Genomic DNA, 25,310 nt, shown 5'->3' with positions numbered 1-25,310 from the left:
ATGCTCCTCCCCACATTGCAGGCGCGCCGTTTTTTGGCTCACAGTACACAGTACGCCTGAGGACGGAGGATGTGGGTCCAAAAGCTGGTCGCCCTATGCGATCGGATTTACCTGCGCTCAGAACCACGTATGGTCGGGAACCGACCGGGCCAACACATGGCAAGCCCGGTCCGAGGGATCAGAAATTGAACATCACACCGAATGTAGCGCTGTAGATATTGTCTTCATCCACGATCGGGCTGTTCGAAACATCGCTGGGCAGGAAGTCGGCGCGCAGACCGCCCATCAGGGACCAGCTTTCGTTGATCGGCCGCACCATGCGGGCTTCGACAAACGGGATGATCACATCGCCGGGCGCATATTCCGGGCGCCCCGGGCGTGCCTCATCCGCGGAAACCCCCCAGACATAGCCGCTCAGATCTTCGCTCTGCCAGCCGGCACCGGCGCGCAGTTGCAGCATCGACTTGCCGATCTGCGTGCCATACCCGAAATCAAAGATCACTTCCTGACCATCATGCTCGCCCGTGACTTCCTGACGGAAGCGCAGGCCGGTATTGAAGCCTGCACCAAGATCATAACCAAGGATAAGTGCCAGATCCCCGGTAATCTCACGGTCAATCCCGTCAAGCTCGTCGGCATCGGTGTTGAACAAACCCGAGAAGCGAGGCAACAGGCCGACGGACAGTGTATAGCCGTTGCCCTTGTAAGCTTCATATTCAAGACCCAACGTACCGATGGACAGCGGACCTGTCTTATATGTCACCAGCGGATAGGGTTGGACCTGCGTTCCTTCACCGATATAGGGGTTGTTTGCGACACCGGCGATTACACCGATCTGCCAACCATCTGGCGGACCGCTGTCCTGCGCGGCACCGGAAGAGGCCAAGGCGGCAACGGCCAACGGGGATAGGAACACTGCTCGACAGTTGATCACGGAATCTTTCCTCTGCGTGGGATTCAATTTTTGGGCGTTTGTGTTGACCGATCTTCTGTGCCGGCATCGAACGTGGTCCAGACTCAAGCAATCGGTCGAGGGGTAGAGAACTCTAAAGTGGTGGGTTTGGCGACATAAATGACAAACGGTCAGATCCAAGTTGAACCACCCGATAAATGCAAAAACTCAGCCCGGGTATTCGAAGACTAATTTTCATCTAGATTAACCTTGTTTTGGCACAAAGACCTGCGAGTGCGCGTCGTCAGCCATCGCCGCGTTGAGTTGTTTAGTTCTTGGCGTCAGCTAGTTGCATCAAATACTCAGTGCACGTGCAAGTTCGTCAAAACGCGCCAAATATACGCGAATGGTCTGTGGTATTCGTAAGCGGTATGTGTGCAACCGTTGGCGATTAGGTGCGTTGTTTTCCTGTTTCGCAACACTTAAATTTTCACGCTGAGACTCTTGATCCAGATCCAGCGATTCCATGACAAAACCCGTTCAACTCTACGGCACTTTACTTCAGACCGTTCAAAACGCGTTGATTTCAATCGTGTCGTTTGAGGGTTTGACAATTTGGAAGCTCATCCACTTCGTGGGCTGGTTCGTGGGCAGCATGGGTCTTCTTTTGACAGTGTTCGAGACTGGGCCCTATTCAGATTTGCCGATGTGGGCGGCATTCCTGATGTGGTCGGCGCTGCTGTTTGCAGGCAGTGCAATTTTGATCGGGGTCGCCGTTGCCAGCATCCTTGCCGGCCTTAGCATGCCCTGGCCTTTAATCTGTGCGGTGCTTTTTCTACCTTTGTTGCTGGCCCCCTTTTCTCTGCTGATTGGTCTCATGTCGGGAACAGATCGGCTTTCCGGCTCTCTTTCCAATGGTATTGTGATCAGCCTGCTTGACGAAGCCACCAATCTGGCGCTGCCATCAGTATTCCTGTCCTCAGCGCTTTGTGTGTTTGCTGTCTGGTTCGGCAAACTTCTGCAGGCCAATAGTGACAATAGCGGTGAGAAGTCAGAGGAAATCGTCCAACGACCGCGTCTCAGAGAAGCAATCCCGACTTTGCCAACCCGCCTTGGTGAAGATATTGTTCGGGTCGAAGCGCAGGACCACTATATCAGCGTGTTCACATCATCCGGACAAGCGACGTTAAAAATGTCGTTCTCCGATTGTGTTGACCGATTGCAGGATTTCAGCGGTGCGCAATGTCACAGATCGCATTGGGTCAGTTTCAGCCATATCCAGGAAATCCACCGCTCAGGAAGCGCTTATACCTGTATCCTACGCGACGGAACCAGCATACCGGTCAGCCGCAGACGCCGATCTGCACTAAATGTTTCGCCTTAATTTTGTAAGCTCTCAAAACATCTGTTGTTTGTCGGGCTTGTATGCCGCTTTCTGCGCGGATCCAGGCAGCCCGGTGTGGATTCTGCATCTGGCGCAGGCCGTCGCCATCATCCTCTTTGAAACTCTCTTTCCTTATCGTATGTTGATAGGTAACTACCCACGCTTTGAAAGAAGACAGCGAAGAATGCGAATTTCGCCAGATATACGGACGAAATATCTCCAATCGCTTCGTCGCATTGAAGTAGGCAAAAAGAAACTCTTCTTTTGGGGGAAATTAGCAATCTTGCCTACATCGTTGAAGAAGGGTGCCTACGTATTTGGCATAACAATGATGGGACGGATGTTACGCTTCAGTTCTTCTTTGAGAATGATATTGTTTCTTCGCTTGAAAGCTTTTTTCACGGTCGCCCGAGCAAATTCGGGATCGAGGCCGTTACGCCGACGGTTGTCAGAGCTATTGAGCGAACCACATTTAATAAACTGATGGCCCACTCGACAGAGTTCAGAGAGTTCATGTTCCGCGCGCTCGTTGATCGCCTTACTGACTACCAAAACCTTTTCCTCAATCGGATTATGGATAACCCAGAAAACCGATATCGCCACCTTTTGGAACACTCTCCTGAGCTTTTGGAAACGGTGCCGCTGCACTATTTGGCATCGTATCTGGGGATCACTCCAGTATCACTCAGCAGAATCAGAAAAAAGGTTGGCTTTCCTTAACAAATGATAACGCGGGTCGGGTTGAAATTTGGCATATTCCCTTAGTCGGAGATTTTAGATCTGACTATTTGGACTTGCACTCACTTGTAAACTGAAGAGCAAAACATGCATGAGCCCATTCAGCATGCGAAGCAGCTAAAGTTCCCGGAAAGAGGCATCTCATTCAGTGCGACAATTAGGATCGTCGCCTGTAGCGCATCGAAGTTGTTCACACGGTATCGCACCGGGGGGCGGGGATACTTGGTATGGTCAGCCTTTTCCTCTGTTTCTCGCGTGAAGCCTGAATCCGTCTCGTGCCAAACGTCATAAAAAATCACACGTGAACTTTCTTGTAGGAGACTTCATAGCATGAACACCATGCATGCATGGGTTGCCCGTTCTTACGGCGAGCCAAAAAATGTTCTTAACCTCGAAGAGGTGACAATACCCGAACCTAAGGGGAACCAGGTTCTTGTGCGAATTCTGGCATCCTCGCTAAACCCTATCGACCTGAGAATGGTACAGGGTTACGGATCACGGTTGCGGCGCCTGGCCGCGCCGGAAGAATTTCCCTTTATCGCCGGTCGTGACATCGTGGGAGAAATCGTTGCCATGGGTCCGGAAGCAATCAAGTTCAAAGTCGGTGACAAGGTCGCTGGGGTAAATGATATCAAGGAATCCGGCGCCCACGCCCAGTTCTCTGCAATCACCGAAACTTGTTTGGCGGCGGCACCGTCCAATGTTTCTCCTACCGAACTGGCTTCAATTCCGTATGTTGCCATGACAACCTGGAGTGCCTTGGTGGATCGGCTGAAACTCGATCCCCAAAACGCATCCGATAAACATCTGTTTGTCCACGCGGGTTCAGGTGGCGTTGGTAGCTTTGCAATACAATGGGGAAAATCCCTTGGAATGAAAGTTTCGACGACTTGTGGACCCTCCAACATTGGCTGGGTCAAAGGCCTGGGCGCGGACGTTGTTGTTAACTATCGCACGCAGGACTATCGCGAAATCGTCAAAGACGTAGACTTTGCCTATGACACGCTCGGCGGGTCATATGAAAAGGACACAGCAGCCCTGGTTAAGGAAGGTGGCGGTTATGTTTCCATCGTACACCAGCTTATGCCCTATACAGACCGCAGCGGGCTCGTTATCGGCGGGCTGCATGCTCTAGGGCGAGTTTTGAGCAAGAAAGTTCGCTATGGCCTGTCAGGTAAAAAATACGCTTGGTCCATCGCGCAGCCCAATGAAGAAGGTATCGAGCATATAATGACTAAGGTAGCTAGCGGCCAAATAAAGCCTGTAATTGATCGCGAATTATCGATGGCGGATATCATTGACGGCTACGAGCACCTTGGCACTGGTCGCGCCAAAGGAAAAACCGTTTTGAAATGGCAGTGTGCCTGACGCGGTCCGCTCTGAGCTGACACTCTTTACGCTGCGGACAATGGCTCTTCTCTTCCGCGCGGCCATTCCTATACCGGTGGTCTCCATTCGATGGATAATCCCACCCACCAAAAAGTTTCAGAATGAGCAGTCAAACCCTTAAGGAGCAAAAGACCACCAACTGGTCTTCGTACACCATTGCATAAAAACGGGGATCACTTTCGATACTATTTGATCTTGAAATGATCTCGGTGCCGGAGCCATCGACCGAAGTGAAATCGTCAATGCATCGCGATACGTGGACTGCGATATTTGGCAACGATGGATCGGATAAGACCGCCGACGCCGTGTCGTGCGCCAGATAGACTGTACCATGTCACTCAGGCAGTCGCTTCCGGCGAGAGGCTTTGAAAGGTAAGTTGCAGAAACCCAGATTCGGGATACCCTCATAAACAATTCCCTGATCTTTGGTAAACCTGTCACCTTGGTTTTCGTCTGAGGAAAGAGGCAGTCGGCCGGTCAACGGCTTCGCGCAACAAAGCCGTTTCAGTTGAAAACTCAAGAAATTTACAATTGTTAATGTTGCACTCTTTCATCTCTGCTAGCGCAGTTTTCGAACTGCGACGTTTCAATGCGCTGAAGCGGCCGGGTGAATGCAGCCTGCCCTAATAGAACTTACCGGAGCAGAACAACTGCAACTGCTCACTTACAACACTCAACAAGGGATCACTCATAAAATGGTGCGCTACCTCAAACTTGTACCCATTCTCACCCTTGCCGTTCTGTCTGCCTGTAAAGAAGAGGAAGTGGACCAAAGCGCCATTGTTCGCGGGGTAAAGACCTTTCTGGTCACCGACACACAGTCAACAACCGCACGCCACTATCCCGGTGTTCTCGAACCCGCCACGATCACGACCCTGTCCTTCGAGGTCAGCGGAACGCTTGAAGAGATGAACCTGTCGATCGGTCAAGCGGTCGAAACAGGCGATGTGCTGGTCGAACTGGATCCGACCCTGCTGCGCATTCGGCTTGAAAACGCACAAGCCGCCGTCGAGCAGGCCGAGGCGCAGTTCACCAATGCCGAACGGACACTGAAAAGGCAGCGCAGCCTGCTGGACCGTGGGGCAGTAACGCAGGTCTCGGTGGACAATGCCGAAACTGATTTCCTGGCCTCAAAAGCCTCGCTGGCACAGGCGAAGAAGGTTGTCGAGGCGGCGCAGGAAGACCTGACCAAAACCACGATTCACGCCCCCTATTCCGGGAACGTCAACTCGGTCGACGCGGATTCCTTTGCCACAGTCAGCGCGGGAACACCGGTCGCGTCGATCTATGCTAGCGACAGTTTCGAGGTCTCGTTCTCGGTCAATTTCGATGCTGCCAGCCAGATCGAAATTGGCGGGCCCGCAATCGTCAAACTGGTGGACCGTCCCCGGGTCAAGCTTGAGGCCGTCGTGACAGAAATCGGCAGCAGGGCCGACGTTGTTTCGGCCTATCCGGTCGTCGTTTCCGTGACCGACAATAACCCGATCCTCAAGGCCGGTATGGCCGTTGAAACAACGCTTGAATTCCCGCTGCCCGAAGCCGTTGGATATCTGGTTCCGCTGACGGCGGTCAGCACGGACCTGACCAACCTTGATCACGACGCAAACGAACAGACCGAAACGCTGGTCGCTTTCGTCTATGACGAAGACAGCGGCACGATCCGGCAACAGGAAATCGTTGTTGCGGGCCTTCGGGATAACTCTCTGATCGTCATTTCAGGGCTGCAGCCCGGTGATCGGGTGGCCTCGGCCGGGGTGTCCTTCCTGCGCGACGGGCAGCCCGTCAAACTTATTGACAGCAAAAATTAATTGTAAGGCGAGGGTTTTCCCATGGGGTTCCTGACTCGGTTCGGCATTAAAAAGTCGCGACTGACCGTACTGGTCATGATCGGGGTGCTTTTGCTTGGGGCAATTTCGTATATTCAACTTCCCAAACGCGAAGACCCCGAAATCTCTCTGCGCACGGCGATTGCGGTGGCCCAGTATCCCGGCATGTCGCCGGAACGGGTCGAAGAGCTGATCGCAGAACCGCTGGAACGCGCGGGCCGTGAGATCGAAGAAGTCGAAACCATCGTCACGCTGATCACCCGTGGCCAAGCCGAGCTGAAGTTCGAGGTCTACGACTCGGTCCCCAATTCCGAGCTTGAGCGGGTCTATCAGGACATCCGCAACAAGATGAACGACTCGATGGGTCAGTTGCCGCAAGGCACAATTGGCCCGTTTGTGAACACCGATTTCGACGCGGTGGCCATCGCCACAATCGCCGTTACTGGCGAAGGGTTCACCTATGAAGAGATTTGGGATGCGGTGGAAGACCTGCAAAAGCAGATCTATACCCTTAGCGGGATCACCAAAGTTGCCATTGAAGGCCGTCAGGAAGAACGCATCTGGCTGGAGATTGACACCCGCAAGCTTGCCTCGGTCGGGGTACAACTGGATCGCCTATTGTCGGACCTGAGCGCCCAGAACGTCATCGTTCCTGCGGGCAATCTGGATGCAAATGGCGTCAACATCATGCTTGAGGCCAATGGCGATCTGAAAACCGTTCAGGACATCCGCGAGGTTCTGACCAAGGTTCCTGGGTTAAGCGGGCTGGTCCGTTTGCAGGACCTGCTGACCGTTCGGCGCGGCTATGTCGATCCGCCGGATGCTCCGATCTATTTCAACGGTGAACCGGCGCTATTGCTGTCGGTCGAGATGGATAACAGCCGCGATATCCAGACCATTGGCGATGACCTAAAGCAGCGCCTGCCCGAGTTCGAAGCGACGCAACCCATCGGAATTCAGTTCTCGATCTCGACTTTTCAGGAAACCAACGTCACCCAGGCCATCAACGGCGCGCTGACAAATGTTGGGCAAACCTTTCTGACCGTCTTTGTGGTCATGCTGGTGTTCCTCGGGCTGCGCCCGGCATTTGTGGTGTCCTGCATCGTGCCCTTTTCGGTGATGTTCTCGCTGATCCTGATGTCACAGGCCGGAATTCCGATCGAGCAGGTCTCGATCGCGGCGGTCATCATTTCGTTGGGTCTGCTGGTTGATAACGGCCTTGTCGTGGTCGAAGAGATCCAAAGCAGGCTGGACGCGGGTGAGACCCCAAGAGCCGCCGCTGAACAAGCTGGCAGCCAGTTCTTTATCCCGCTGGCCGTGGCCTCGGTCACCACAGCGTCGGCCTTTATCCCGATGCTGATCCTTGAAGGCGCCGAGGGCGATTACGCCTTCTCGCTGGGTGCCGTCGTCGCCTTTATGCTGCTGGGGTCGTGGATCACCGCCCACTACATCCTGCCCTATCTGGCGACCTATCTTCTGCGCCCGTCGAAAAAGGCGCAGGCCACGGAAGAAACCTGGTTGATCCGCTCCTACGGCAATCTGACCCGTTTCCTGCTGCATAAAGGCCTTTTGGTAGCAGGCGTGATCTACGGGATCATCCTTGCGGGCACGACTGTCTTTGGTTCGCTCAAAGGTGAGATGTTCCCTCTGGCCGAACGGGCCGAGTACCTGATCTATCTTGAGATGCCACGCGGCACAGCGGTCACTGCCACGCGGGATGAGGCGCTGGCGGTCGATGCATGGCTGCGCGACCCGGAACAGAACCCCGAAGTCGTCAGCACCACGCTGTTTGTGGCCAGCGGCGGCCCCAGGTTTTCCTGACGCTGGACCCGGCGGATTCTGACCCGGCCAATGCCTTCTTCGTGGTCAACACCAAGGATTTCGAAAGCGCCGTCGCTGCGGCCGAACGCGCGCGCAACTATCTGGTCACCCAGCGCCCTGCCGCCAGCTATCGCATCACGCGCCTTGCCATGGGCGGCGAGGAATCGGGCATTGTGGATGTTGAAATCACCGGCCCTAACGCCGATGTTCTGGTCGGCCTTGCGCGCAAGGTTCAGGATGCGTTCGACACGGTGCCCGGCGCAATTCTGAACAAGAATGACTGGGGCAACAAAACCCTCAAATTCACTGTTGAGATCGCCCAGGACAAAGCGCGTGAATTTGGCGTGACCTCTAAAGATGTCTCGGAAGTCATGGAGGTCTATTTCTCGGGCGTTCCCTATTCCGAGTACCGCGATGGCGCCGATTCCATCCCGATTGTTGTACGTGCGCAAGAACCGTTCCGGGACAGTCTGGAAGACCTGGAAAACCTGTCGATCCCGGCGGATGGTCGGTTGATTTCATTGGCGCAGATCGCGGATTTCGCGCCCAAGTTCGAATTCTCTCAGCTGCGCCGGGAAAATCAGATGCGCAAGATCACGGTATCGGGCAAAAGCGCCTATCTGTCCGCCGCCGAGGTCGAAGCATGGGTGGCCGAGGATCTTTCGGAGCTATCACTACCGCCGGGATATCGTCTCAACCTGGGTGGGGAGACAGAGCGTAGCGCCGAGATCAACGGGCTGCTGCTGGCGGGCATGCCTGCGGCTTTGCTTGTGATGCTTGCTGCACTTATGTTCCAGTTCAATTCGGTCCGACGAGTTACGCTGACGTTTCTGACAGTTCCAATGATCCTGATCGGTGCACCTACAGCTTTATTTCTAGCTTCACAGCCGCTGTCATTTTTTGCGATTCTGGGGCTGATCTCTTTGATGGGCATAATAATCAACAACGCAATTGTGTTGATCGACCAGATCGACATTGAACGCGAAACATTGGCTCTGGACGACGCGATTGTGGTCGCTGCAAAGAAAAGGGTCACGCCGGTGATGCTGACATCGCTGACCACAACCCTCGGTCTCGTGCCGATGGCGCTCAATGGCGGCGCCCTGTTCGAACCGATGGCAACACTGATGATCGGCGGCTTGATCGTCGCTTCACCACTGACCCTGATGTTTGTTCCATCTGTCTACCGATTAATGTTCATCATGGATGAGCGGAAAAGTGTAGCCGCAGACAGGTCCACCATTTCCTAAAGGCTCTCCAGATTTATGGCACGACTGCGCTCCTTCATAAGTCGCGGAACCTGTCCGTTTCGTCAGTTCGCGGAACCAACTGCTTAGGTTCTGGACCTAATAATTTGGTTGCCGCCATCTCGGCTGCGTGATTCAAGCCCCTGAGTTTCAGGGGTATATCATGAGCAATCTATTCTGGCTGAGTGACGAACAGATGGCGCACCTTCTGTCTTACTTTCCGAAGAGCCATGGCAAGCCGAGGGTTGATGATCGACGTGTTTTGAGCGGGATTATCTGGTTCCGTTGCAAACTTTTGGCCATTGACGCTTTCGGAATTAACGAGTGAATGACTCGTCGGTCCTATCAAGTCGAAAGCCAGCCCATGATCTCTTTTAAAGGTGCACAGTACCCGAAAGATGTGATCCTATTCGCAGTATTCTTCTACGTTCGATACGGCGTTTCCTACCGCGATCTGGAAGAGATCATGGCAGAGCGAGGTGTTTCCGTCGATCACACCACTCTGAACCGCTGGGTGACACGGTACTCTTGCGCAATCGCTGAAACAGCACGCCGCCGCAAAGGCCCATGCGACCGCTCCTGGCGAATGGACGAAACATATATTAAAGTAAAGGGATCATGGGTTTACCTCTACCGAGCGGTCGACAAACACGGCAAAACTCTCGATTTCATGCGTTCACACCGTCGGAACAAGCCTGCCGCCACTAAATTCTTTGCTCGAATGCTGGAGGTCAACGGCCTTCCACGCAAGATGGGGTCACTGCATAAAAGTGACTATATTGTCCGGCTCGCGCGAACTTTACATGAAAAATGGCGTTTTCAGCCTGTTTTCTGGACCCCGAGGACGATCCGGCTCGCGACATCGATGGCCACCGTCAGATAGGGGCGCGCAAGTGGACGTCGATTGACGTGATCGACCAAGGTGATGTCCGAAGTCGTATGATCGATCTGAACGACTTCCAGCGGGGCTGAAACTTCAAGGCGGCCCGGACGCGCAGCAAAGACCTTGTCAGCCTCCTCTGCCCCGCGCCGTTTCCGGAAGACCTCTCGCTGATCCATAGCATCTAGACGGGCCTTGACCGTTCTCCGGGTCGGGGGCTGAAACCCCTTCGCCACGCACTCGGCACGAATCTCGCGCCAGATGCGAAGAAAGCTCGAGCGCTCGCGGATCAGATAGTATTTTCGCAAGCTCTCATAGATGATGATTTCGACGCCTTCGGCAATCCGTTTCGACCCTGGTTTCGGCCCGCGACGGTCCAACTCCAACGCCGTGGCACGTGCATCGTTCTCTCTCAGACGCCGGTAAAGCAACCATGTGTGGCTTTTCGCCAAGCCCAGTTCCCAAGCGGCATCTCCGATCGCCGCGCTGATCGGCTCACCTCTCTTCTCAAGCACCAGGATCGGCCGAAGAACCGCTGCAAGGTGTTTCGCAAGGCGCTCATTTACCACGCAAATCCCCCGCCCCAATAGGCCGACACTCATCCACAGTTCCGACAGTAAGGCAATTAAGGGTACAGTATGGTGGGAGTGGAAAAACCTTGGGGACCTAAATTGATCTCGGTCTATCCTGATGTCTTTGTCGCAGGAGGATTTGGTGTGAAAGTTCGGATCAGGATTGAAACGGAGTTTGGGTGGGGCGAGTGCCGGTCCCATGATATTGGCGTCATTGAGCGGTGTTCTATCGATCCGTCGGAAGACGGCCTTGGTATCAGCCTCGCTGAGGGCAAATCGATCTTGAAAGAAGAACAGCGTGCTGTTCTCCAGGATCAAGTGGAAGAAATCAGCGAAGTCGCGCGGGTATGCCGTCACTGCCATTCGTATTTGCCTGTGCATGATCGTCGCAAGCGACGTGTCGATACTCATTTCGGTCGTGTGACTGTCGAAGCGCCTCGGGTCCGGATGTGTATGTGCGGCTTCCCGGGCTTTCCCGCCTTCAAGGCAGCGTATTCTCCGCTCACGCGGATTTTGAAAGACAATGCCACACCCGAATTTAGGAGGCTTCAAGCCGAGCTGGGTGCCCGGCATAGTTTTCGGGAAGCCGCGCGTCTGTTGAACGAGCTCACACCTTGCGCCACCCAGAACCACGCAACGATCCGGATCCGGCTTGCGTCGGTTGCCAAGGCCCTGGAAGATCGCTGTTGCGAGGAACCGACGGATACGGCCATTCTAGCAAAACCTACCGAGGTTACGGTCTTTCTGGACAGCGCATATCCTGCTCACAGGCGAATACAGATGGAAAACCAGGTGATCTCCGGCCTTAGGGTGTCATTCTGCACTCAGCCGTAGCGGACCCCCACGAGATCGAGGAAAGCTCGTCAGGAAAAGTCTCTGGATTGAACAATTGGAGCGCACGGATAGGGCTCGCACAAATTTATCATAATTTAGATTATTAGCCTTGACCGACGGTCTTCAAACCCTGTCGCTGAGGGCTCGGTATATTTCATCGATACCTCGGCCAGCAGCTGTTCTGACTGCACCCTGATTATTTGACGACCGGTCCACATCCTCAAAAGTGTCTCGCGCATCACGCAGCGCACCTTCCAAGAGATCAATTCTGAGCTGAGCTTTCTCAGCCCAGATATGGACCTCCTCAGGGCTCATGTCCGAACTGTAGGCCTTGATCTCATCACTAGAGCTATCTTGATCAGAAATGAAATCAGGAGGTGACCCAACCGCTCCATCCAGCAGACCTATTTGGAATTTCTTGTTTTTCTGGTCAGACATCTTATTGCTTCTACTTTCAAGTTTTCGACTACAATATTGGCCGCTCAGGACGCTGCCTCGACCAGTTCTGCAAACGTATACAGTGCTTTAGCATGCTCCTCGTTGTCAGGGAGCACTGGAAATTCAACCCGTAGGCGACCATACTTGTTTTTACTGATGCATGAGCGCCGACTGCTTTGGCCATGATTTCCATCGCCTCGGTCATTTCATCCCAGTCCAGGCCACTTTCACTCATCTTATTACCCCATGAAAAGCAATTTTAAGGACCAAAGCTCACTTTTTTGACACTAAGAGGTGAGCTACATGTTCTTCAAGAAATACCCTAAATCAATCAGCTTGGTCGTCATACTGGCGATTTTTGTAGCCTTGCTGCATCGCCTTACACCGCCTGAGATAAGGCAAATGATAGTCGAGCCTGAGGTCTTTCTCGCGTGTATCTGTGGTGCCATCATTGGCTTCGTCGGCACCTGTAACACCGCTTACCGTCACAAGTTATTTGCCAATCATGTCATGTGTCTCCTGCCTGAACAGCCAGACACCGTGATCGAGAAACTTAGCACGTTATTCTTAGGGTACTTTCTTCCTGTGCTTCTCCCTGGCTCGTACCTAGCTTTCGCTTGCTACTCGATCTCAGTGACAAAAGTAGAACAGCTCGCCAATGGCGGCTTTGCTGTGAACCGGCATGCAAAATTGACCCCTGTACTGGGGTAATCGGCGTCCAAAGTTGACCCCCCTGGTATTTGGTTTCGTTAGCTTCCTCGCAGATTTGAGGGAGCGATTTGGGGATGTTGGTTGTGGAGACGATTGCGAAGATCAGGCGGGCGTATTTCATCCAGAGGAAGTCGATCAAGCAGATTAGCCGGGAGCTTCGGGTATCGCGGAATACGGTGCGCAAAGTGGTGCGATCCGGAGCGACGGAATTCAGTTATGACCGGTCCACGCAGCCCCGCCCCAAGATTGATCCCTGGCGTTCCGATCTGGATGAGATCTTGGCCGAGAACGCCCGGCAACCGAAACGCCAACGTCTGACCCTTGTTCGGATTTACGAGGACCTGCGCAACCGCGGTTATGATGGCAGCTATGATGCGGTGCGGCGCTATGCGGCCCGTTGGTCGAAGGCAACGCGGGAAGCGTCTGCGGCGGCCTATGTGCCGCTCAGCTTCGATCCCGGCGAAGCTTATCAGTTCGACTGGAGCCATGAGATTGTCATACTCGACGGCGCGACCGTGACGGTGAAGGTTGCGCATGTCCGCCTGAGCCACAGCCGGATGCCGTTTGTGCGGGCCTATCCCAGAGAGACACAAGAGATGGTCTTTGATGCCCATGACAAGGCCTTCGCCTTCTTCGGCGGGGCCTGTGCGCGGGGCATCTATGACAACATGAAGACTGCGGTGGATGCGATCTTTGTCGGCAAGGACCGGGCCTATAACCGGCGGTTCCAGAAAATGTGTGGGCATTATCTGGTCGATCCGGTCGCCTGCACCCCGGCTTCAGGCTGGGAGAAGGGACAGGTCGAGAACCAGGTGGGCGTGATCCGGCGGCGCTTCTTCGTGCCGCGCCCAAAGTTCAAATCCTACACCGAGCTGAATGCTTGGCTGGAGGACCGGTGCCTGGCCTATGCCAAGGCAAACAAACACCCGGAGATGCGCGACAAGACCATCTGGGAGGTGTTCAAAGAGGAGCGTCCCAGCCTCGTTCCTTATGTCGGCCCGTTCGATGGATTCCACGCGGTTCCGGCCTCCGTCTCCAAGACCTGCCTCGTGCGCTTCGACAAGAACAGATACTCGGTCGATGCGCGTGCGGTCGGCCGACCTGTCGAGATCCGCGCCTATGCTGATCGGCTGGAATGCTGGCAGGATGGACGGATTGTCGGCCAACACGAGCGTACCTTCGGGCGCGACCACACAGTCTACGATCCCCTGCATTACATACCAGTTCTCGCCCGCAAGCCGGGGGCATTGCGTAATGGTGCACCGTTCAAGGAGTGGGACCTGCCGATTGCGATCCGCCGCGTGCGGCGCAAGCTCGAACGCCAGCCTGGCGGGGATCGGCAGATGGTCGATATCCTGAGTGCTGTGCTGACAGATGGGATCGAAGCGGTAGAGGCGGCCTGCGCCGAGGCGTTATCGCACAACGTTCATTCCGCCGGTGTTGTCCTGAACATCCTGGCTCGACACCGCGAACCGCCACCGCCCCTGACAATTGCGACGCCAGATGCGTTGAAGCTGGCCAGCGAGCCAATTGCCGACTGCAACCGATATGACAGCTTGAGGAGACGGACAAATGGAACGATCAGACGTGATCGACGCGATGGGAAAGCTAAAGCTCTACGGAATGAGAGCCGCCTATGACGAGGTTCTGACGACCGCCGTCAAACGGCAGCACGAGCCGCAGCAGATCATCGGTGACCTGCTGACCGCCGAGATCCGCGAGAAGCAGGCGCGGTCTGTCAAATACCAAATGACTATCGCCAAACTGCCCCTGGCAAAGGAACTGGAAGAGTTCGACTTCGAGACCGCCGAGGCGAACGAGACCCTGATCCGCGACCTGGCCACCGGAGACTTCCTGGATCACCAGCGCAACCTTGTGCTGATCGGCGGCACCGGAACTGGCAAAACCCATCTCGCCGTCAGCATCGCCAGGGCGTGCATCCGGGCCGGACGCCGGGGCCGGTTCTTCAACGTGGTCGATCTGGTGAACAAATTGGACGCTGAGGCCCGCGCAGAACGCCAGGGGCGCACCGCCGATCTGATCTCACGGCTCGACTTCCTGATCTTGGATGAACTGGGTTATCTCCCCTTCGCCCAGACCGGTGGTCAACTCCTATTCCATCTTGTCAGCAAGCTCTACGAACGCACCTCGATCATTGTCACAACAAACCTGGCATTCGGCGAATGGCCAAGTGTCTTCGGTGATGCCAAGATGACCACCGCACTCCTCGACAGGCTCACACACCACTGCGAGATCGTCGAAACCGGAAACGAAAGCTGGCGCTTCAAGAACCGGGCATAACGCCAATCTCAAACCCCGCAGGCCCGTCGCCGCTGCGTTAAATGGAGACTACGCAGCGCCGGGCCTGCTCATCACAAAAGGGGTCAAAGTTGGATGCCGATAGGGGGTTAAAGTTCAATGCCGATTGACATCGTAAGTGCGGCCTAGGCGCATCGGGACAATTTCGAAATCGCAGTTGCAGATCGACTGCGCTGTCAGCTGTTGCCTGATATTTTTTCTGGGTTTGGCCTGAATCCCACAATGACAGCTTCTCACGTGGAATTCACTAGTTTGAATGAAGTCTACAATATAAGTCGCAGGAAAATGGAGCAGTACAAACATGCGCACAACACATAATATCAATGGCGTTACCCCCTTCGCCAATTCCAATCCTGGCAGCGGTCGAGCGCTTGCGGCGACAATCAGTGCTGGTGTTTGGCCGGAACATGATCCTGACATCGACACTCAACTGAACGGCCAAATCGAAGAGAAGGCCTACGAACTACTAGAGGCTCGAGAGATCGAGGCATTTGCCGATTTCAACAGTGACGGTGATCGCACATATTACCAGCTCGAGAACGGAGAAGTCGGGGTTCACTGGGTCGCCGCTCAATTCGTTGAAGCTGGCACGGTCGAAGACCTCGCTGAGCAGGTCGTTAGTGAATTCCGTCGGTGGGCCGAAGAAAATAAAGAGGTTTCCGGCCTGACAATGTGAAAAGACATCCAAGTTTTCACCGAAATCCCGTCACACCCGGCGGGTTTTTTGTTTTTGGCTCCAATCATTAATTGGCTTGAGGGAGCTTTGACTGATAACGCCCTGCCCTTCTCAGATCGCATAAGTCCATTGTTCATTGGCATCTCACATCTGGATTCATGTGAAAAAATATTTTTTATCAGTTAGTTAGTCGCATAGTAACCGAAGTAACGACGCGTCCCAGCATCCTGCCCCGCCTCCTCAAGTTCCATTTTTGGACGCGGCGCGTTGGCCCGTTCAACCGCTAGCGCTCTTTCTTTTGGGTTCTCTACTTAATTAGACAAGATCATCCCACACGACTTATCCACAGGACACTCCGTCCGGGAATTAAGGGCACAGTGACATCTGTAGAAGCGCTTATCTTGTTTTTTGCGCCTTGCAAGAAAGAACACCCCCGCGCAGTGTGTCGCCATAGACTTGTCCTTTCGGCCCTATGAAGACCAGACGCGTGTGTGGATCTGTCTCTGTCCAACAGTCGCCCTCTCGCATGCTCCATCTGGAACCGACTCTTTGGAAGATCAAACGCTGATCCGGCTTTTGGGCAATGAAAACGAATCCCTTTGCCCTGAGTATCGTATCAGGCAGATCAGAGAAGAATTGCTGCAAAGCTTTTTCGTCGAGCGCGTCGTTGGTTTCCACACTGACGGTTTCAAAACCGTGTCCGGCTACGGGCGCAGGGGATTCATAAGCGGAGACGTCCTGATCTGTGTCTATACCAAGCGCCACATCTGTCGGTATCCGGCCTTCAATAGCCTCAAGTATTGGCGTATCCGCATACAGAGCCCCGACGCGCGACTTTGCTCGAGCGCGGCTTTCATCGGAAAGCAAATCAAGTTTGCTCAGCAAAATCATGTCCGCTGACACGAGTTGGGCGTTGAATAATTCGCGTGTCGCAGGGTCGCTCGCACGTGCTTCAAGTGTTTCCGCGTCGACAACTGTGATGATACCGTCAAGCCGGATCGCTTCATTTGCAAGCGCGATCTGAGCAATCGAGCCGGGTTCGGAAATGCCGCTACATTCCAGAACGATGGCATCTGGGCGATCTCTACGCTGTGCAATGTCGACGAGTGATTTGGACAGGTCACTCGCAACAGCACAACAGGCGCACCCGTTGGTCAAAGTAATCGTGTCGTCGGTTTGTTCGGCAATAAGTTCCGCATCGATGTTGATCTTGCCGAAGTCGTTCACCAAAACAGCGATTTTGCGGCCTTGCGGGTCCGCCAGTAACCGATTGAGTAGAGTGGTTTTCCCCGCGCCGAGAAATCCTCCGATGATTGTTAAAGGCAGCGACCTTGCAGGGGCCGCCAATTCGCGAGGCATCGACATGGCGGCAAAGATCAAGCCAGCAATTGTTTGCCTCTGGTCAAGCGCTCGCATGAATTGATCATGCCGCGACGCGGTGTTTTGAGCATGCGGGCGCTCAGTCATTCGGCGCCTCAATAACGCGTCCACCCAAGACTGTGCCCCAAATACCAATGTCTTTGATTTTATCTGGTTCGACTTCCATCGGGTCTTCCTCCAAGACGCAAAAATCCGCGAACTTGCCAACTTCAAGGCTTCCAATTTCGTTTTCGAGATTGAGAATGTAGGCGGCATCAATAGTAACAGCGCGCAATGCCCGCTCCACACTGATCCGCTCGCCAGGTGCGACGACTGTCTTTTCGTCTTCGGCCAGACGAGTGACGGCTGCATACACGGCTGTCAAAGGATGCATTGGCACGACGACCTGCGGGTAATCGGAGTGCAGCGCAAAAATCACGCCCTCTTTTTCCAAACTTCCAAGGCGGGCTTCGGTCTGCGCGCGGTCTGGGCCATAGGCATTTTCAGAATGCAGGAGAGCGCGGAAATGCGAGAAGTAATTGTTCACACTGGCGTTACCGCCAAGGGCCTTAAGGCGGCGCGCCTGCATCGGGTTGCTCATGGCATAGTGCTCGATGGTAAACCGATGATCGAACCGAGGATGTTCTGCCTGTAATCGAGCAAGCAAGTCCAAAGTAAAGTCTACCGCCTGATCGCCATTGGCATGGCAGTGGATCTGGTGGCCACCTTTCCAAAACGGCACCATGCCTTCATAAGTGGCGTCGCCCGGGAAACCATTTCCACCGTCCAGGTAGCCGGGAAAGTTCAACAGCGCTCCCATGAGTGGGAACGACCCGTCGCTCAGGAATTTAACACCGCCAATAAACAGGTTGTCCTTTTCGTGCTTGGCGAGCTCCCAAACAACGTCCGATGCCTTGTCCCCATGCGCCCCCACAAAGGACATGGCATGCGGTTTCAGACAGAACCGGATAGGCAGGTTCGGGTCTTCTGTTGCAGTTACGTGGTCATTCAGTTCGGCGTCAATGTTCATCACGCCGAACATAAGGTCGGCGACTGTCGTAATGCCTGCCTTTAGAGCAATTTGACCAAAAAACTTCAAGCCGTCCACGCCACCCAATTGGGCGATAATTGGCATGATCGGGGCGATGCCAATCGAAACACCTTCCACCTCCGTGAAAACGCCGTTCAAGCGCCCGTCCGGATACTGCAAAATGTGGGTCGGGTTTGCACCATCCGCCACGTTGGCCATTTCGATGGCAGCTGAGTTCAGATAGGCGAAATGCGGTGCAAAACCCAAAATGTAAATGGGCCGCGTGGCCGTGATCTTGTCGAGCGTGTCACGATCAATCGACCCGCCTTGGTTCGCGGGGTCAAAGCCCCATGCGATGATGGGTTCACCTTCCTTTTTCGTCTCGTGGAGTTCGCCAAGATATTCGATCACATCGTCAAAGTGCGGATGCGCAGGGTTCATGCCCTCGCGTCCCGGCCAAGGCAGCGGCCCGATGTAGTCGACCGCCATGAAGCCTGCGGACATCCAGCAATGCGAATGCGGCTCGATCAAGCCTGGCAAGACGATTTTGTCTTTCAGAGTTTCATCGACCGTCACGTCGTAGCGCGACAGCCAAGGCTGCATCTGATCTATCGTTCCGAGCGAAAGGATACGGCCGTTCAAAACCGCGACGGCATCAGCCTCAGGTCGGCCCGGGTCCATCGTGCAAAATTTCTTAGCGGTGAAAACCGTGACTTTTTCCTTGGTCATCCCAAACTCCTAAAATATCTCCATAACAAGGTTAATGCTCGGGATCGGGCAATCAAAGTAAATTGTGGAGAGTCGGACAATGCACACAACCGCAATCCTCGCCTAAAACGAAAAATAAGCATATTGAGTTACGTGAGTGGGAGGATCCGTGTCAGCATCGTGTATGAGACTGGACACAGATTCTTATGAGCCACTTCGGGCTTATCCCTCGTGATTATGGAAACAAGGATTCTAAAATGTCGTTTTGGACACTTCTCATGATAAAAGTGCCTGCGGAGAAGGCAAAGCAAACCGCAGAAGCATTCATTCACCGCAACATTATCGAGGAATGCGCCGATGCCATTCCAGGCTTTCGCCACGGCGAGTTGATGGTGTCGCATGAAGGCGATGGGCAGCTTTGCGTTATGTGCAACTGGACGGATAAAGCCGCCTACGAGCAATGGGTCGCAAGCCCCATTCGTGACAAGCAGAATGTGGACGCCCTCGGCTTCCTAACAGAAAAAGGTTACGAAGCGACTGACATGCATACACTCATGTTCGACAGTCTGCACACCGTCGCACAAAAATAGCAACAAAATCGCTTTTGCTTCTTGGTTTTTCCCTGCGCCTGAGGGCAGACGCAGGACTCCGTTTTTAGTGCGTCATTTGTAAGACTGCGCCGCTGGGCAGTCATTCCGGCTCTTTCGATGGGTTGAACCGATGCAAAATTTCGCCACTGGCCGGCACCCCGTCACACCCGGCGGGTTTTTTGTTTTTAGCTCCAATCATTTATTGGCTTGAGAGAGCTTTGACTGATACCGCCCTGCCCTTCTCAGATAGCATAAGTCCATTTTTCATTGGCATCTCACATATGCATTTGTATGAAAAGTTTTTTAATCATGCAGTTAGCCGCATAGTCGCCGAAGTCTCAACGCGTTCCAGAAAGCGACCCCAAGCCGGAAAATTTTCGGCCCTCTAAGTTGAGGTTCGCCGCTGCGGTAGTTCGCTGGGTTCGGAACCATAGGACTCTTCCGCGGTCACGGAATCTGGGATTTCATCCCGCTTGAACTTTGTAATTCCAATACCAATCAAAACGACGGGTGTGATCCAGAGCAGGACGGCGTAAGGCGCTATCGAAAGAACGCCTATGCCCATTGTGCCCGCCACAAAGGCGCCATGAACGTTCCACGGAATCAATGGTGAAAAATGGACCCTGATCCCGCTATTGCTGCTGAGGCGACATATGGTTCCAGACGAGCCTTTATATAGCGTTCTCGATAGGTCGCTGAATTTAGTATTATCGACATGTAAGGATCTGCCGTAGCCGCGTTCAAGCCAATTCCAGTTACTGCTGTAGCGACAATCAGACGTGCGCCGCCAGTGGCCCATGCCAGCAGCGGAGCAAGCAAGCGCCTAAGCATCCCGGTAAACTCGACCAGCGCTCCAAATGCAGCCGCAACGAGTATCAACCAAATAGTCGGCAACATGGACACAACGCCACCGCCTACGAACGTGGAATCGAGTGTTGCACTCCCGCTGTTTAGTGAAAAACCGTTGCCCAATACTTCAAGTGAAAGCTTACCCCAGCCTCCTAACGCTCCAAGGCCCTCGTCGATCATTAATGCGTCAATCAGATCCTGCTGTGTAAATGCAGCGAGTACTGCCGCAGTTATTGCTCCTGCCATCAGCGACAAGAACGCGGTCGTCCGCGCCGACAGCACGAGAACCAAGATGAGTGGCAAGAATGAGATGAAAGACACGGTAAAATGCTCGTCAATAGCCTGGAGTATTTGAGCACTGTCATAATTGTCAGACATACCGTGTCGCCAACCAAGAAAAAGGAAAAGCACTGCGCTAGCAATCCAGCCAGGCGCAAGGACAGTACGTAGCGCGCGTGCGTGGTCCTTAGCTTCGGCACCCACCACCGATGCCGTGAGAATGAAGGTATCCGAAATTCGACCTAGGCTATCACCCGTAAACGCTCCACAAACGGCAGCGGCTGCTGTGACCAGTGGAGAAACTTGCATAGCTGGTGCGAGAGCCACAAACGGCAAACCCACAGCGGCTATCGTGGTGAATGAACTTCCAATTGCATACGAAAGACCAGATGCGACCACAAAGACGATTATGTACAGAAAGCGCGGCGAACCGTATTGAGCTCCGAAATAAATCACTGAAGCAATCGTCCCAGACATAAAAAGTGCTCCAATTAGAGCACCCACCGCAATCAGCACAAAAATTGTTCCCAGAGCTGAATTGATACTATCGGACATGACCGCCGCGAGGTCTTCGGCGGAATTGCCAGTCGTGATGGCGATCACAAGTGCAAGTGTGAGACCAAGTGTCATGGCAATCTGTAATGGACCATCTTCGGCCTTTTCACCGAACAGTAAAACTGATGCGAATATCAGTGCCACCATTCCGCCGACGGTTACGAGCGAGGCGATCAAAGAACTGGTGGTGCGAGATTCCACGTCATCGCTCATAACATCAATCTCCTGAGCCGATTATTTGAAGGTTCAATTGGTTTCCGGTTGTTTGTAGCTAAGTTCCTGAGACCAAATGGGAGTTTGAAAGTAGGACTTCCCACGGCGCTCGTTCATGAGGGTTTGTCATCTCGCGTTTGAGGGAGTGGGCTATTTTCTTCATCGTTAGGTGCACTATCCTCGCCGTTGCTTGTCTCTTCAGCTTCAGGCTCTTCAACGGACAACGGTTCCTCAACACTGCTCTTCTCATCATCCGGGCCATCAAATTCCGGAGATCCTCTTGGGGGGTAACGTAACGTGCCCTCAAGCCTGTCGCGTTCGGCAGTTGAAAAATCCGGGAATGGAAGATCACGTCGGCCGCGCCACTGTTCAACCTGTTCAACAGCATGCTTCGACTTTGCCGCATCAAGCCCTCCGTCCTGAGACATGTAAACAGTTTGGCTGGGAAACGCGAAGCCAGTACCCGAAGCTTCGACAATTTCCTTCGTTCTGAACAAGACATCTTCCTGAATTGCATAAAATGCGTTCCACTCGCGGGTTTGAGCGTAAACACGGATTTCAATATTCAGAGATGAGTCTCCATAACCAATAAACCTTACCCGCGCTGTATCTGAAGTGATACGTGGGTGTGCATACATCATTGAACGAATTTCGGCGAGAACGTACCTCAACTGGTCGGTATCCGTTTCAAGTCGCAAGCCGAGCGTTGTCCGGATCATCATTTCATCACAACGGGCCCAGTTGACGAGCTCCATATTAACAAACTTTGAATTCGGAATGGCTATCGTGGTTCGGTCCAAGCCACGAACGTGGGTTGATCGTACTCCAATGCTTTCAATTGTTCCTTCCTTGTCGAGGAACGAGCAATAATCACCAACCTTCACAGCCTTTTCCATATAGATCACAAAGCCGCTGATCAGGTTCTCAAGGGTCGGGCGGATCGCGAGCGCGACTGCAAGCCCGCCAACGCCAAGTCCTGCGATAATGCTTAAGAGCGGGAACCCGAGGGTTTGCGCACCATAGGCGAGAATCCATGTGGCTCCAACAAGAGCGATAATATGGTTGAGCAACCGCATCATACTTTCATCATACTGACGCACGATGGACGTTTTTTTCTCGGCTACCCTGTCGCTTAAGAGCGACATAAACCGCCAGAAGGTTAAGGCCGCAGCTGCATAGATCGTGATTGTAGCAAAGAAGGTCTCCGTTAGAGCGAAAGAACCTGTCAAAAAGAGTTGGTTGTTAAAGAAATTGTTTAGCGCGAGTAAGATCACAAGAACAGCGCCAGCAAAAACGAACTTCCGTGTCGACTCTGGCATTTGTCCCGAAGCAACGCGACGGTTAAGCAGAAATCTAAGCCCGTAAAGAAGTGCCAGAGAGATCATTAAGAAGAAGAAAGTGAAACCAATCTTCCAAATTGGGGTTCCCCAAAAGATCTTTCGAGAAGCCGGGGGAAGGGCGTTTTCGACAAACAAAGGGATAAACGGACCACTCAGTTGAAGAAAACGAGTGCTCCACAACTCCGCGACGCGATGCGGTGATTGCATTGCAATTTCACGCAAGTAGCGTGGAGCGATTTGCGACGAACTCGCCGAGAAAAGAAACTCACCCTCCCGGTTTCCCGCGTTAACCCTTTGGATTATTAGTGGGGTATTGGGCACCAAAAAAGTTGTTCGATCCTCCAAGTACACCGTCTCATCGTCGGGCAGAGCTTCCGCTTCTTCCGTTCCAACTTCACCAATGATGTCGATGAGAGCCAGGGCAGTTCTAATGCTCGCATCACGTCTCTCCGCAACGTTTTCTTCCGTTAGATCAAGAAGTGAAATTAGCGCATCACCGATTAGAACCAGTTGCTCCCACTGTTGAGCTGATTTCCCAACCTGGTACTCCAAGTAGATGCCAATGAGAGCTTCGCGCAAGTTTTCCAATGACTGCAACGTGTCTCGTGGCGAATGCGTCAAAACTGGCGGTAGGCTTTCGAATGGCTCAATATCTTCCGTAATTGCCTGCGCAATCACTTGCTGACCGACAAATATCCAGCAAAGAAATGCGGCGATGACCTTTGTCCAGCGGCGTAAACCAAGAACACTCAGCACTGACGTGCCAACAGAACATCTTTTTGCAACACACTTCGCGCGAGAATCTTCTTGCTTTAGGGTGATGCGTAGCTCGTGATCTTGGATTGGTGGAACGATGATCATGCGCTCATTTTTTCCTCAAACCCCTTGATCCAATGCTTCCCGGAGATCATTCGTCCAATCAGCATCCCCAGGCCAATCGCGAGGAGGTTGCCGAACAGTGGCATGAGGTCTGCAACTCCTGTCATCTCACCATGAGAAATCCACGTTTCGATTTCACGAACACCGTGAGATCCGGGTGACAACGCAAAAACGACCGGCACCATGAGCACAAAAGTCGGAATAGCGCGTGGTTTTTGTGAAATCCACAAGCTTACGTACATACACACCGCTGCTGAAACCAACGTCCCAAAGATACCGTTTGTGCCTATCGCTACAGCCTGCGCTGTAGCCGTTGAGAGCAACAAGACGCCCAGTGCAGTCAGGAAATGGTCCTTGTCCATCTGAAATGCCCACATGATACCAAGGAGGAATGGAATTCGAGCTAAATAGATGGCCCACCATGGAAATTCCTCGCCGTCTGGCGCAACAGGGAGAAGAGCTGAGATCGGTGTCGAAGTAACAACCGCAGCGAAGTATGCACCAGAAGCCAACAGCACCAGTATGAAGACACTGTAGAAAAATCGATCTACCGCAGGCGACCACCTACCCTGCGCCAGCTCGTAAGCCTGCATACTGATGGAGTCTCCTGGGATGAAGACAAAAGTGGATGCGATCAGCAAAAGTCCCGGTGCAGCTAAGGCATAACCCGTTTGCCAACCGACCATAGCAATCAGGCCACTCGCAAATGCTGCAATTAAGGGACCAAGCCTCGCCAAAGCCGGGTTCTTGTCCACGGCCAAAAACACAGCACCAGTTGCCATGCCCGTCAAAATACCGAAAAAGATACCTTCCCACGTACCGACGACTTCAACAGCAAAAGCCGCCGACACCGAGACGACGCCAAGCCAAACGAGCAATGGCGAATAAGGAGGTTTACTCGACTTCAGATCAGAAAGATTTTTGCAGGCTTCTTCCGGAGTCAGCTTGCCTTCAAAGACATCTGCGAGGTGGTTCTTTAGTTTTTGAGTGTTCGTGAGCGCCGGGAACCCAGGCATATCTACCTTCACGAGAACCGTCTGACCTTTGTACTCCAATATTGCAGACTCTGCACCATAGACGACCGTGACATCCTTTACACCAAAAGAGGCCGCAGCCTTTTCTACGACTTCCTCATGGCCTACGACGCCTTCCCAACTCCACGATAGAAGGAGCTGCATTAGATCGACCAAGTATTCCCTGATTTGTGCGTCGGGTTTCGCCGGGTCTGGTGTTTTGTTAGTCACTCGTTTTCCCTCTCATACGCTGGTCAAAGAAATCGTGTTGCACGCTTGGCCTACTATTCCATCTCCAGGAATTCGACTGTGATGCCGTCTGAGTTACGGACCCAAGCAACGGCATTAACCGGGCTGGAAAAATGATCGCTGTCCACCTCAATGAAGTCACCCAGAAGCGCAAAGCCGTGCCCGGTGGCTTTGGCAACCGCAGCCTTGGCATCATCAACGTAAACTCCGATGTGGACGGACCCCGTATCTACTGGCGTTGAGGAAATGACCGTGCGATTGGGCGGCGACTGGTAACAAAGCAACTCGATACGACTTCCGTTACCGGTCAGAAAAGCCTGCTCTGCCGTCGCATCTGCCACACCGATAAGGCGTCCGATCACCCCCGGCACCTGCTGCCGGAGCTCTACTTGGTAACCGAGACATTCCTCGAAAAACTGAATAGTCTTTCCAATATCGGTGACCGTAAAGCATGTATGATTCAGACTAACACAGTCGCTTTGTTCCACGAGCCTCTATCTCCGGTCCTAGAATAGTGCG

Annotated in this window: 20 protein-coding genes and 3 pseudogenes; 14 read left to right on the top strand and 9 right to left on the bottom strand. The window is 53.4% G+C overall.

The features are described from left to right. Nucleotides 1-178: 178 nt before the first annotated feature. Nucleotides 179-934, bottom strand: a complete 756-nt coding sequence (locus ACR3E4_RS22220; protein ID WP_480535156.1) for a MipA/OmpV family protein — start codon at nucleotides 932-934, stop codon at nucleotides 179-181. Between the two features lie 484 nt (nucleotides 935-1,418). Between ACR3E4_RS22220 and ACR3E4_RS22215 the strand changes: the two genes are divergently transcribed. The 8 genes and pseudogenes from ACR3E4_RS22215 to ACR3E4_RS22180 form a co-directional block, all read left to right on the top strand. Then, a complete protein-coding gene (locus tag ACR3E4_RS22215) occupies nucleotides 1,419-2,276 on the top strand; it encodes a LytTR family DNA-binding domain-containing protein (RefSeq protein ID WP_480535157.1) in 858 nt (285 codons plus the stop codon). Between the two features lie 264 nt (nucleotides 2,277-2,540). Next, a complete protein-coding gene (locus ACR3E4_RS22210) occupies nucleotides 2,541-2,996 on the top strand; it encodes a Crp/Fnr family transcriptional regulator (RefSeq protein ID WP_480567333.1) in 456 nt (151 codons plus the stop codon). 348 nt (nucleotides 2,997-3,344) lie between these two features. Next, the gene (locus tag ACR3E4_RS22205) at nucleotides 3,345-4,382 is read left to right on the top strand and encodes a zinc-binding dehydrogenase (protein ID WP_480535159.1); all 1,038 of its coding nucleotides are present in this window, start codon (nucleotides 3,345-3,347) and stop codon (nucleotides 4,380-4,382) included. A gap of 632 nt (nucleotides 4,383-5,014) precedes the next feature. Beyond that, on the top strand, nucleotides 5,015-6,211 hold the full coding sequence (locus ACR3E4_RS22200; RefSeq protein ID WP_480535160.1) for an efflux RND transporter periplasmic adaptor subunit: 1,197 nt from the start codon (nucleotides 5,015-5,017) through the stop codon (nucleotides 6,209-6,211). A 21-nt stretch (nucleotides 6,212-6,232) separates the two neighbouring features. Then, a complete protein-coding gene (locus tag ACR3E4_RS22195) occupies nucleotides 6,233-8,050 on the top strand; it encodes an efflux RND transporter permease subunit (protein ID WP_480567330.1) in 1,818 nt (605 codons plus the stop codon). Beyond that, entirely contained in the window at nucleotides 7,969-9,300 is a 1,332-nt protein-coding gene (locus ACR3E4_RS22190) for an efflux RND transporter permease subunit (RefSeq protein ID WP_480567328.1), read from the top strand. Before ACR3E4_RS22195 ends, ACR3E4_RS22190 begins: the two co-directional genes overlap by 82 nt. Nucleotides 9,301-9,460: 160 nt before the next feature. After that, nucleotides 9,461-9,577 (top strand): annotated as a pseudogene (locus ACR3E4_RS22185) (IS5/IS1182 family transposase); the annotation flags it as partial. A gap of 84 nt (nucleotides 9,578-9,661) precedes the next feature. After that, nucleotides 9,662-10,051: pseudogene (locus ACR3E4_RS22180) on the top strand (IS6 family transposase); the annotation flags it as partial. Between the two features lie 65 nt (nucleotides 10,052-10,116). Here the strand turns inward: ACR3E4_RS22180 and ACR3E4_RS22175 are convergent. Continuing rightward, nucleotides 10,117-10,692, bottom strand: a complete 576-nt coding sequence (locus ACR3E4_RS22175; RefSeq protein ID WP_480535162.1) for a hypothetical protein — start codon at nucleotides 10,690-10,692, stop codon at nucleotides 10,117-10,119. Nucleotides 10,693-10,893: 201 nt separating this feature from the next. On the opposite strand from ACR3E4_RS22175, the pseudogene ACR3E4_RS22170 reads away from it, so the two are divergent. Then, a pseudogene (locus ACR3E4_RS22170) lies at nucleotides 10,894-11,520 on the top strand (ISKra4 family transposase); the annotation flags it as partial. 186 nt (nucleotides 11,521-11,706) lie between these two features. Here the strand turns inward: ACR3E4_RS22170 and ACR3E4_RS22165 are convergent. Continuing rightward, complete coding sequence (locus ACR3E4_RS22165) at nucleotides 11,707-12,021, bottom strand: hypothetical protein (protein ID WP_480535163.1); 315 nt, start codon at nucleotides 12,019-12,021, stop codon at nucleotides 11,707-11,709. Between the two features lie 303 nt (nucleotides 12,022-12,324). Here ACR3E4_RS22165 and ACR3E4_RS22160 point away from each other — a divergent pair, with 303 nt between their 5' ends. The 4 genes from ACR3E4_RS22160 to ACR3E4_RS22145 all read left to right on the top strand — a co-directional run bounded on the left by ACR3E4_RS22160 (nucleotide 12,325) and on the right by ACR3E4_RS22145 (nucleotide 15,727). Then, a complete protein-coding gene (locus tag ACR3E4_RS22160; protein ID WP_480535164.1) occupies nucleotides 12,325-12,732 on the top strand; it encodes a hypothetical protein in 408 nt (135 codons plus the stop codon). A 74-nt stretch (nucleotides 12,733-12,806) separates the two neighbouring features. Beyond that, the gene (istA, locus tag ACR3E4_RS22155) at nucleotides 12,807-14,372 is read left to right on the top strand and encodes an IS21 family transposase (RefSeq protein ID WP_480535165.1); all 1,566 of its coding nucleotides are present in this window, start codon (nucleotides 12,807-12,809) and stop codon (nucleotides 14,370-14,372) included. Continuing rightward, nucleotides 14,305-15,033 carry an IS21-like element helper ATPase IstB gene (gene istB, locus ACR3E4_RS22150; protein WP_480535166.1) on the top strand — a complete coding sequence of 243 codons (729 nt, stop codon included), beginning with the start codon at nucleotides 14,305-14,307 and terminating at the stop codon, nucleotides 15,031-15,033. Before istA ends, istB begins: the two co-directional genes overlap by 68 nt. A 319-nt stretch (nucleotides 15,034-15,352) precedes the next feature. Beyond that, nucleotides 15,353-15,727 (top strand): hypothetical protein, encoded by a 375-nt coding sequence (locus ACR3E4_RS22145; RefSeq protein WP_480535167.1) that lies wholly within the window; start codon nucleotides 15,353-15,355, stop codon nucleotides 15,725-15,727. Between the two features lie 396 nt (nucleotides 15,728-16,123). Here ACR3E4_RS22145 and ACR3E4_RS22140 read toward each other — a convergent pair whose 3' ends face one another. Beyond that, nucleotides 16,124-17,194 (bottom strand): CobW family GTP-binding protein, encoded by a 1,071-nt coding sequence (locus tag ACR3E4_RS22140; RefSeq protein WP_480535168.1) that lies wholly within the window; start codon nucleotides 17,192-17,194, stop codon nucleotides 16,124-16,126. Further along, complete coding sequence (locus ACR3E4_RS22135; RefSeq protein ID WP_480535169.1) at nucleotides 17,187-18,845, bottom strand: amidohydrolase; 1,659 nt, start codon at nucleotides 18,843-18,845, stop codon at nucleotides 17,187-17,189. The genes ACR3E4_RS22140 and ACR3E4_RS22135 overlap by 8 nt, the downstream gene beginning before the upstream one ends. A gap of 257 nt (nucleotides 18,846-19,102) precedes the next feature. Between ACR3E4_RS22135 and ACR3E4_RS22130 the strand changes: the two genes are divergently transcribed. Beyond that, a complete protein-coding gene (locus tag ACR3E4_RS22130; protein WP_353392269.1) occupies nucleotides 19,103-19,414 on the top strand; it encodes an antibiotic biosynthesis monooxygenase family protein in 312 nt (103 codons plus the stop codon). A gap of 603 nt (nucleotides 19,415-20,017) precedes the next feature. Here the strand turns inward: ACR3E4_RS22130 and ACR3E4_RS22125 are convergent. The 4 genes from ACR3E4_RS22125 to ACR3E4_RS22110 all read right to left on the bottom strand — a co-directional run bounded on the left by ACR3E4_RS22125 (nucleotide 20,018) and on the right by ACR3E4_RS22110 (nucleotide 25,279). Then, nucleotides 20,018-21,310 carry a Na+/H+ antiporter NhaC family protein gene (locus ACR3E4_RS22125; RefSeq protein ID WP_480567326.1) on the bottom strand — a complete coding sequence of 431 codons (1,293 nt, stop codon included), beginning with the start codon at nucleotides 21,308-21,310 and terminating at the stop codon, nucleotides 20,018-20,020. A gap of 113 nt (nucleotides 21,311-21,423) precedes the next feature. Beyond that, nucleotides 21,424-23,511, bottom strand: a complete 2,088-nt coding sequence (locus tag ACR3E4_RS22120) for a mechanosensitive ion channel family protein (RefSeq protein ID WP_480567324.1) — start codon at nucleotides 23,509-23,511, stop codon at nucleotides 21,424-21,426. Further along, complete coding sequence (locus ACR3E4_RS22115) at nucleotides 23,508-24,773, bottom strand: threonine/serine exporter family protein (protein WP_480535075.1); 1,266 nt, start codon at nucleotides 24,771-24,773, stop codon at nucleotides 23,508-23,510. The genes ACR3E4_RS22120 and ACR3E4_RS22115 overlap by 4 nt, the downstream gene beginning before the upstream one ends. Nucleotides 24,774-24,826: 53 nt before the next feature. After that, nucleotides 24,827-25,279, bottom strand: a complete 453-nt coding sequence (locus tag ACR3E4_RS22110; RefSeq protein ID WP_171127162.1) for a VOC family protein — start codon at nucleotides 25,277-25,279, stop codon at nucleotides 24,827-24,829. Nucleotides 25,280-25,310 lie beyond the last annotated feature (31 nt).

Source organism: Ruegeria sp. AP11, from assembly GCF_056535865.1.
This window is presented reverse-complemented; position numbering and strand designations above follow the sequence as displayed.

Coding starts and splice junctions, on each gene's coding strand:
- istA (WP_480535165.1), top strand. CDS start 12,807: ATGTTGGTTGTGGAGACGATTGCGAAGATCAGGCGGGCGTATTTCATC.
- ACR3E4_RS22215 (WP_480535157.1), top strand. CDS start 1,419: ATGACAAAACCCGTTCAACTCTACGGCACTTTACTTCAGACCGTTCAA.
- istB (WP_480535166.1), top strand. CDS start 14,305: ATGGAACGATCAGACGTGATCGACGCGATGGGAAAGCTAAAGCTCTAC.
- ACR3E4_RS22145 (WP_480535167.1), top strand. CDS start 15,353: ATGCGCACAACACATAATATCAATGGCGTTACCCCCTTCGCCAATTCC.
- ACR3E4_RS22140 (WP_480535168.1), bottom strand. CDS start 17,194: ATGACTGAGCGCCCGCATGCTCAAAACACCGCGTCGCGGCATGATCAA.
- ACR3E4_RS22160 (WP_480535164.1), top strand. CDS start 12,325: ATGTTCTTCAAGAAATACCCTAAATCAATCAGCTTGGTCGTCATACTG.
- ACR3E4_RS22195 (WP_480567330.1), top strand. CDS start 6,233: ATGGGGTTCCTGACTCGGTTCGGCATTAAAAAGTCGCGACTGACCGTA.
- ACR3E4_RS22205 (WP_480535159.1), top strand. CDS start 3,345: ATGAACACCATGCATGCATGGGTTGCCCGTTCTTACGGCGAGCCAAAA.
- ACR3E4_RS22200 (WP_480535160.1), top strand. CDS start 5,015: ATGCAGCCTGCCCTAATAGAACTTACCGGAGCAGAACAACTGCAACTG.
- ACR3E4_RS22125 (WP_480567326.1), bottom strand. CDS start 21,310: ATGAGCGATGACGTGGAATCTCGCACCACCAGTTCTTTGATCGCCTCG.
- ACR3E4_RS22165 (WP_480535163.1), bottom strand. CDS start 12,021: ATGTCTGACCAGAAAAACAAGAAATTCCAAATAGGTCTGCTGGATGGA.
- ACR3E4_RS22135 (WP_480535169.1), bottom strand. CDS start 18,845: ATGACCAAGGAAAAAGTCACGGTTTTCACCGCTAAGAAATTTTGCACG.
- ACR3E4_RS22190 (WP_480567328.1), top strand. CDS start 7,969: ATGGCTGCGCGACCCGGAACAGAACCCCGAAGTCGTCAGCACCACGCT.
- ACR3E4_RS22120 (WP_480567324.1), bottom strand. CDS start 23,511: ATGATCATCGTTCCACCAATCCAAGATCACGAGCTACGCATCACCCTA.
- ACR3E4_RS22130 (WP_353392269.1), top strand. CDS start 19,103: ATGATAAAAGTGCCTGCGGAGAAGGCAAAGCAAACCGCAGAAGCATTC.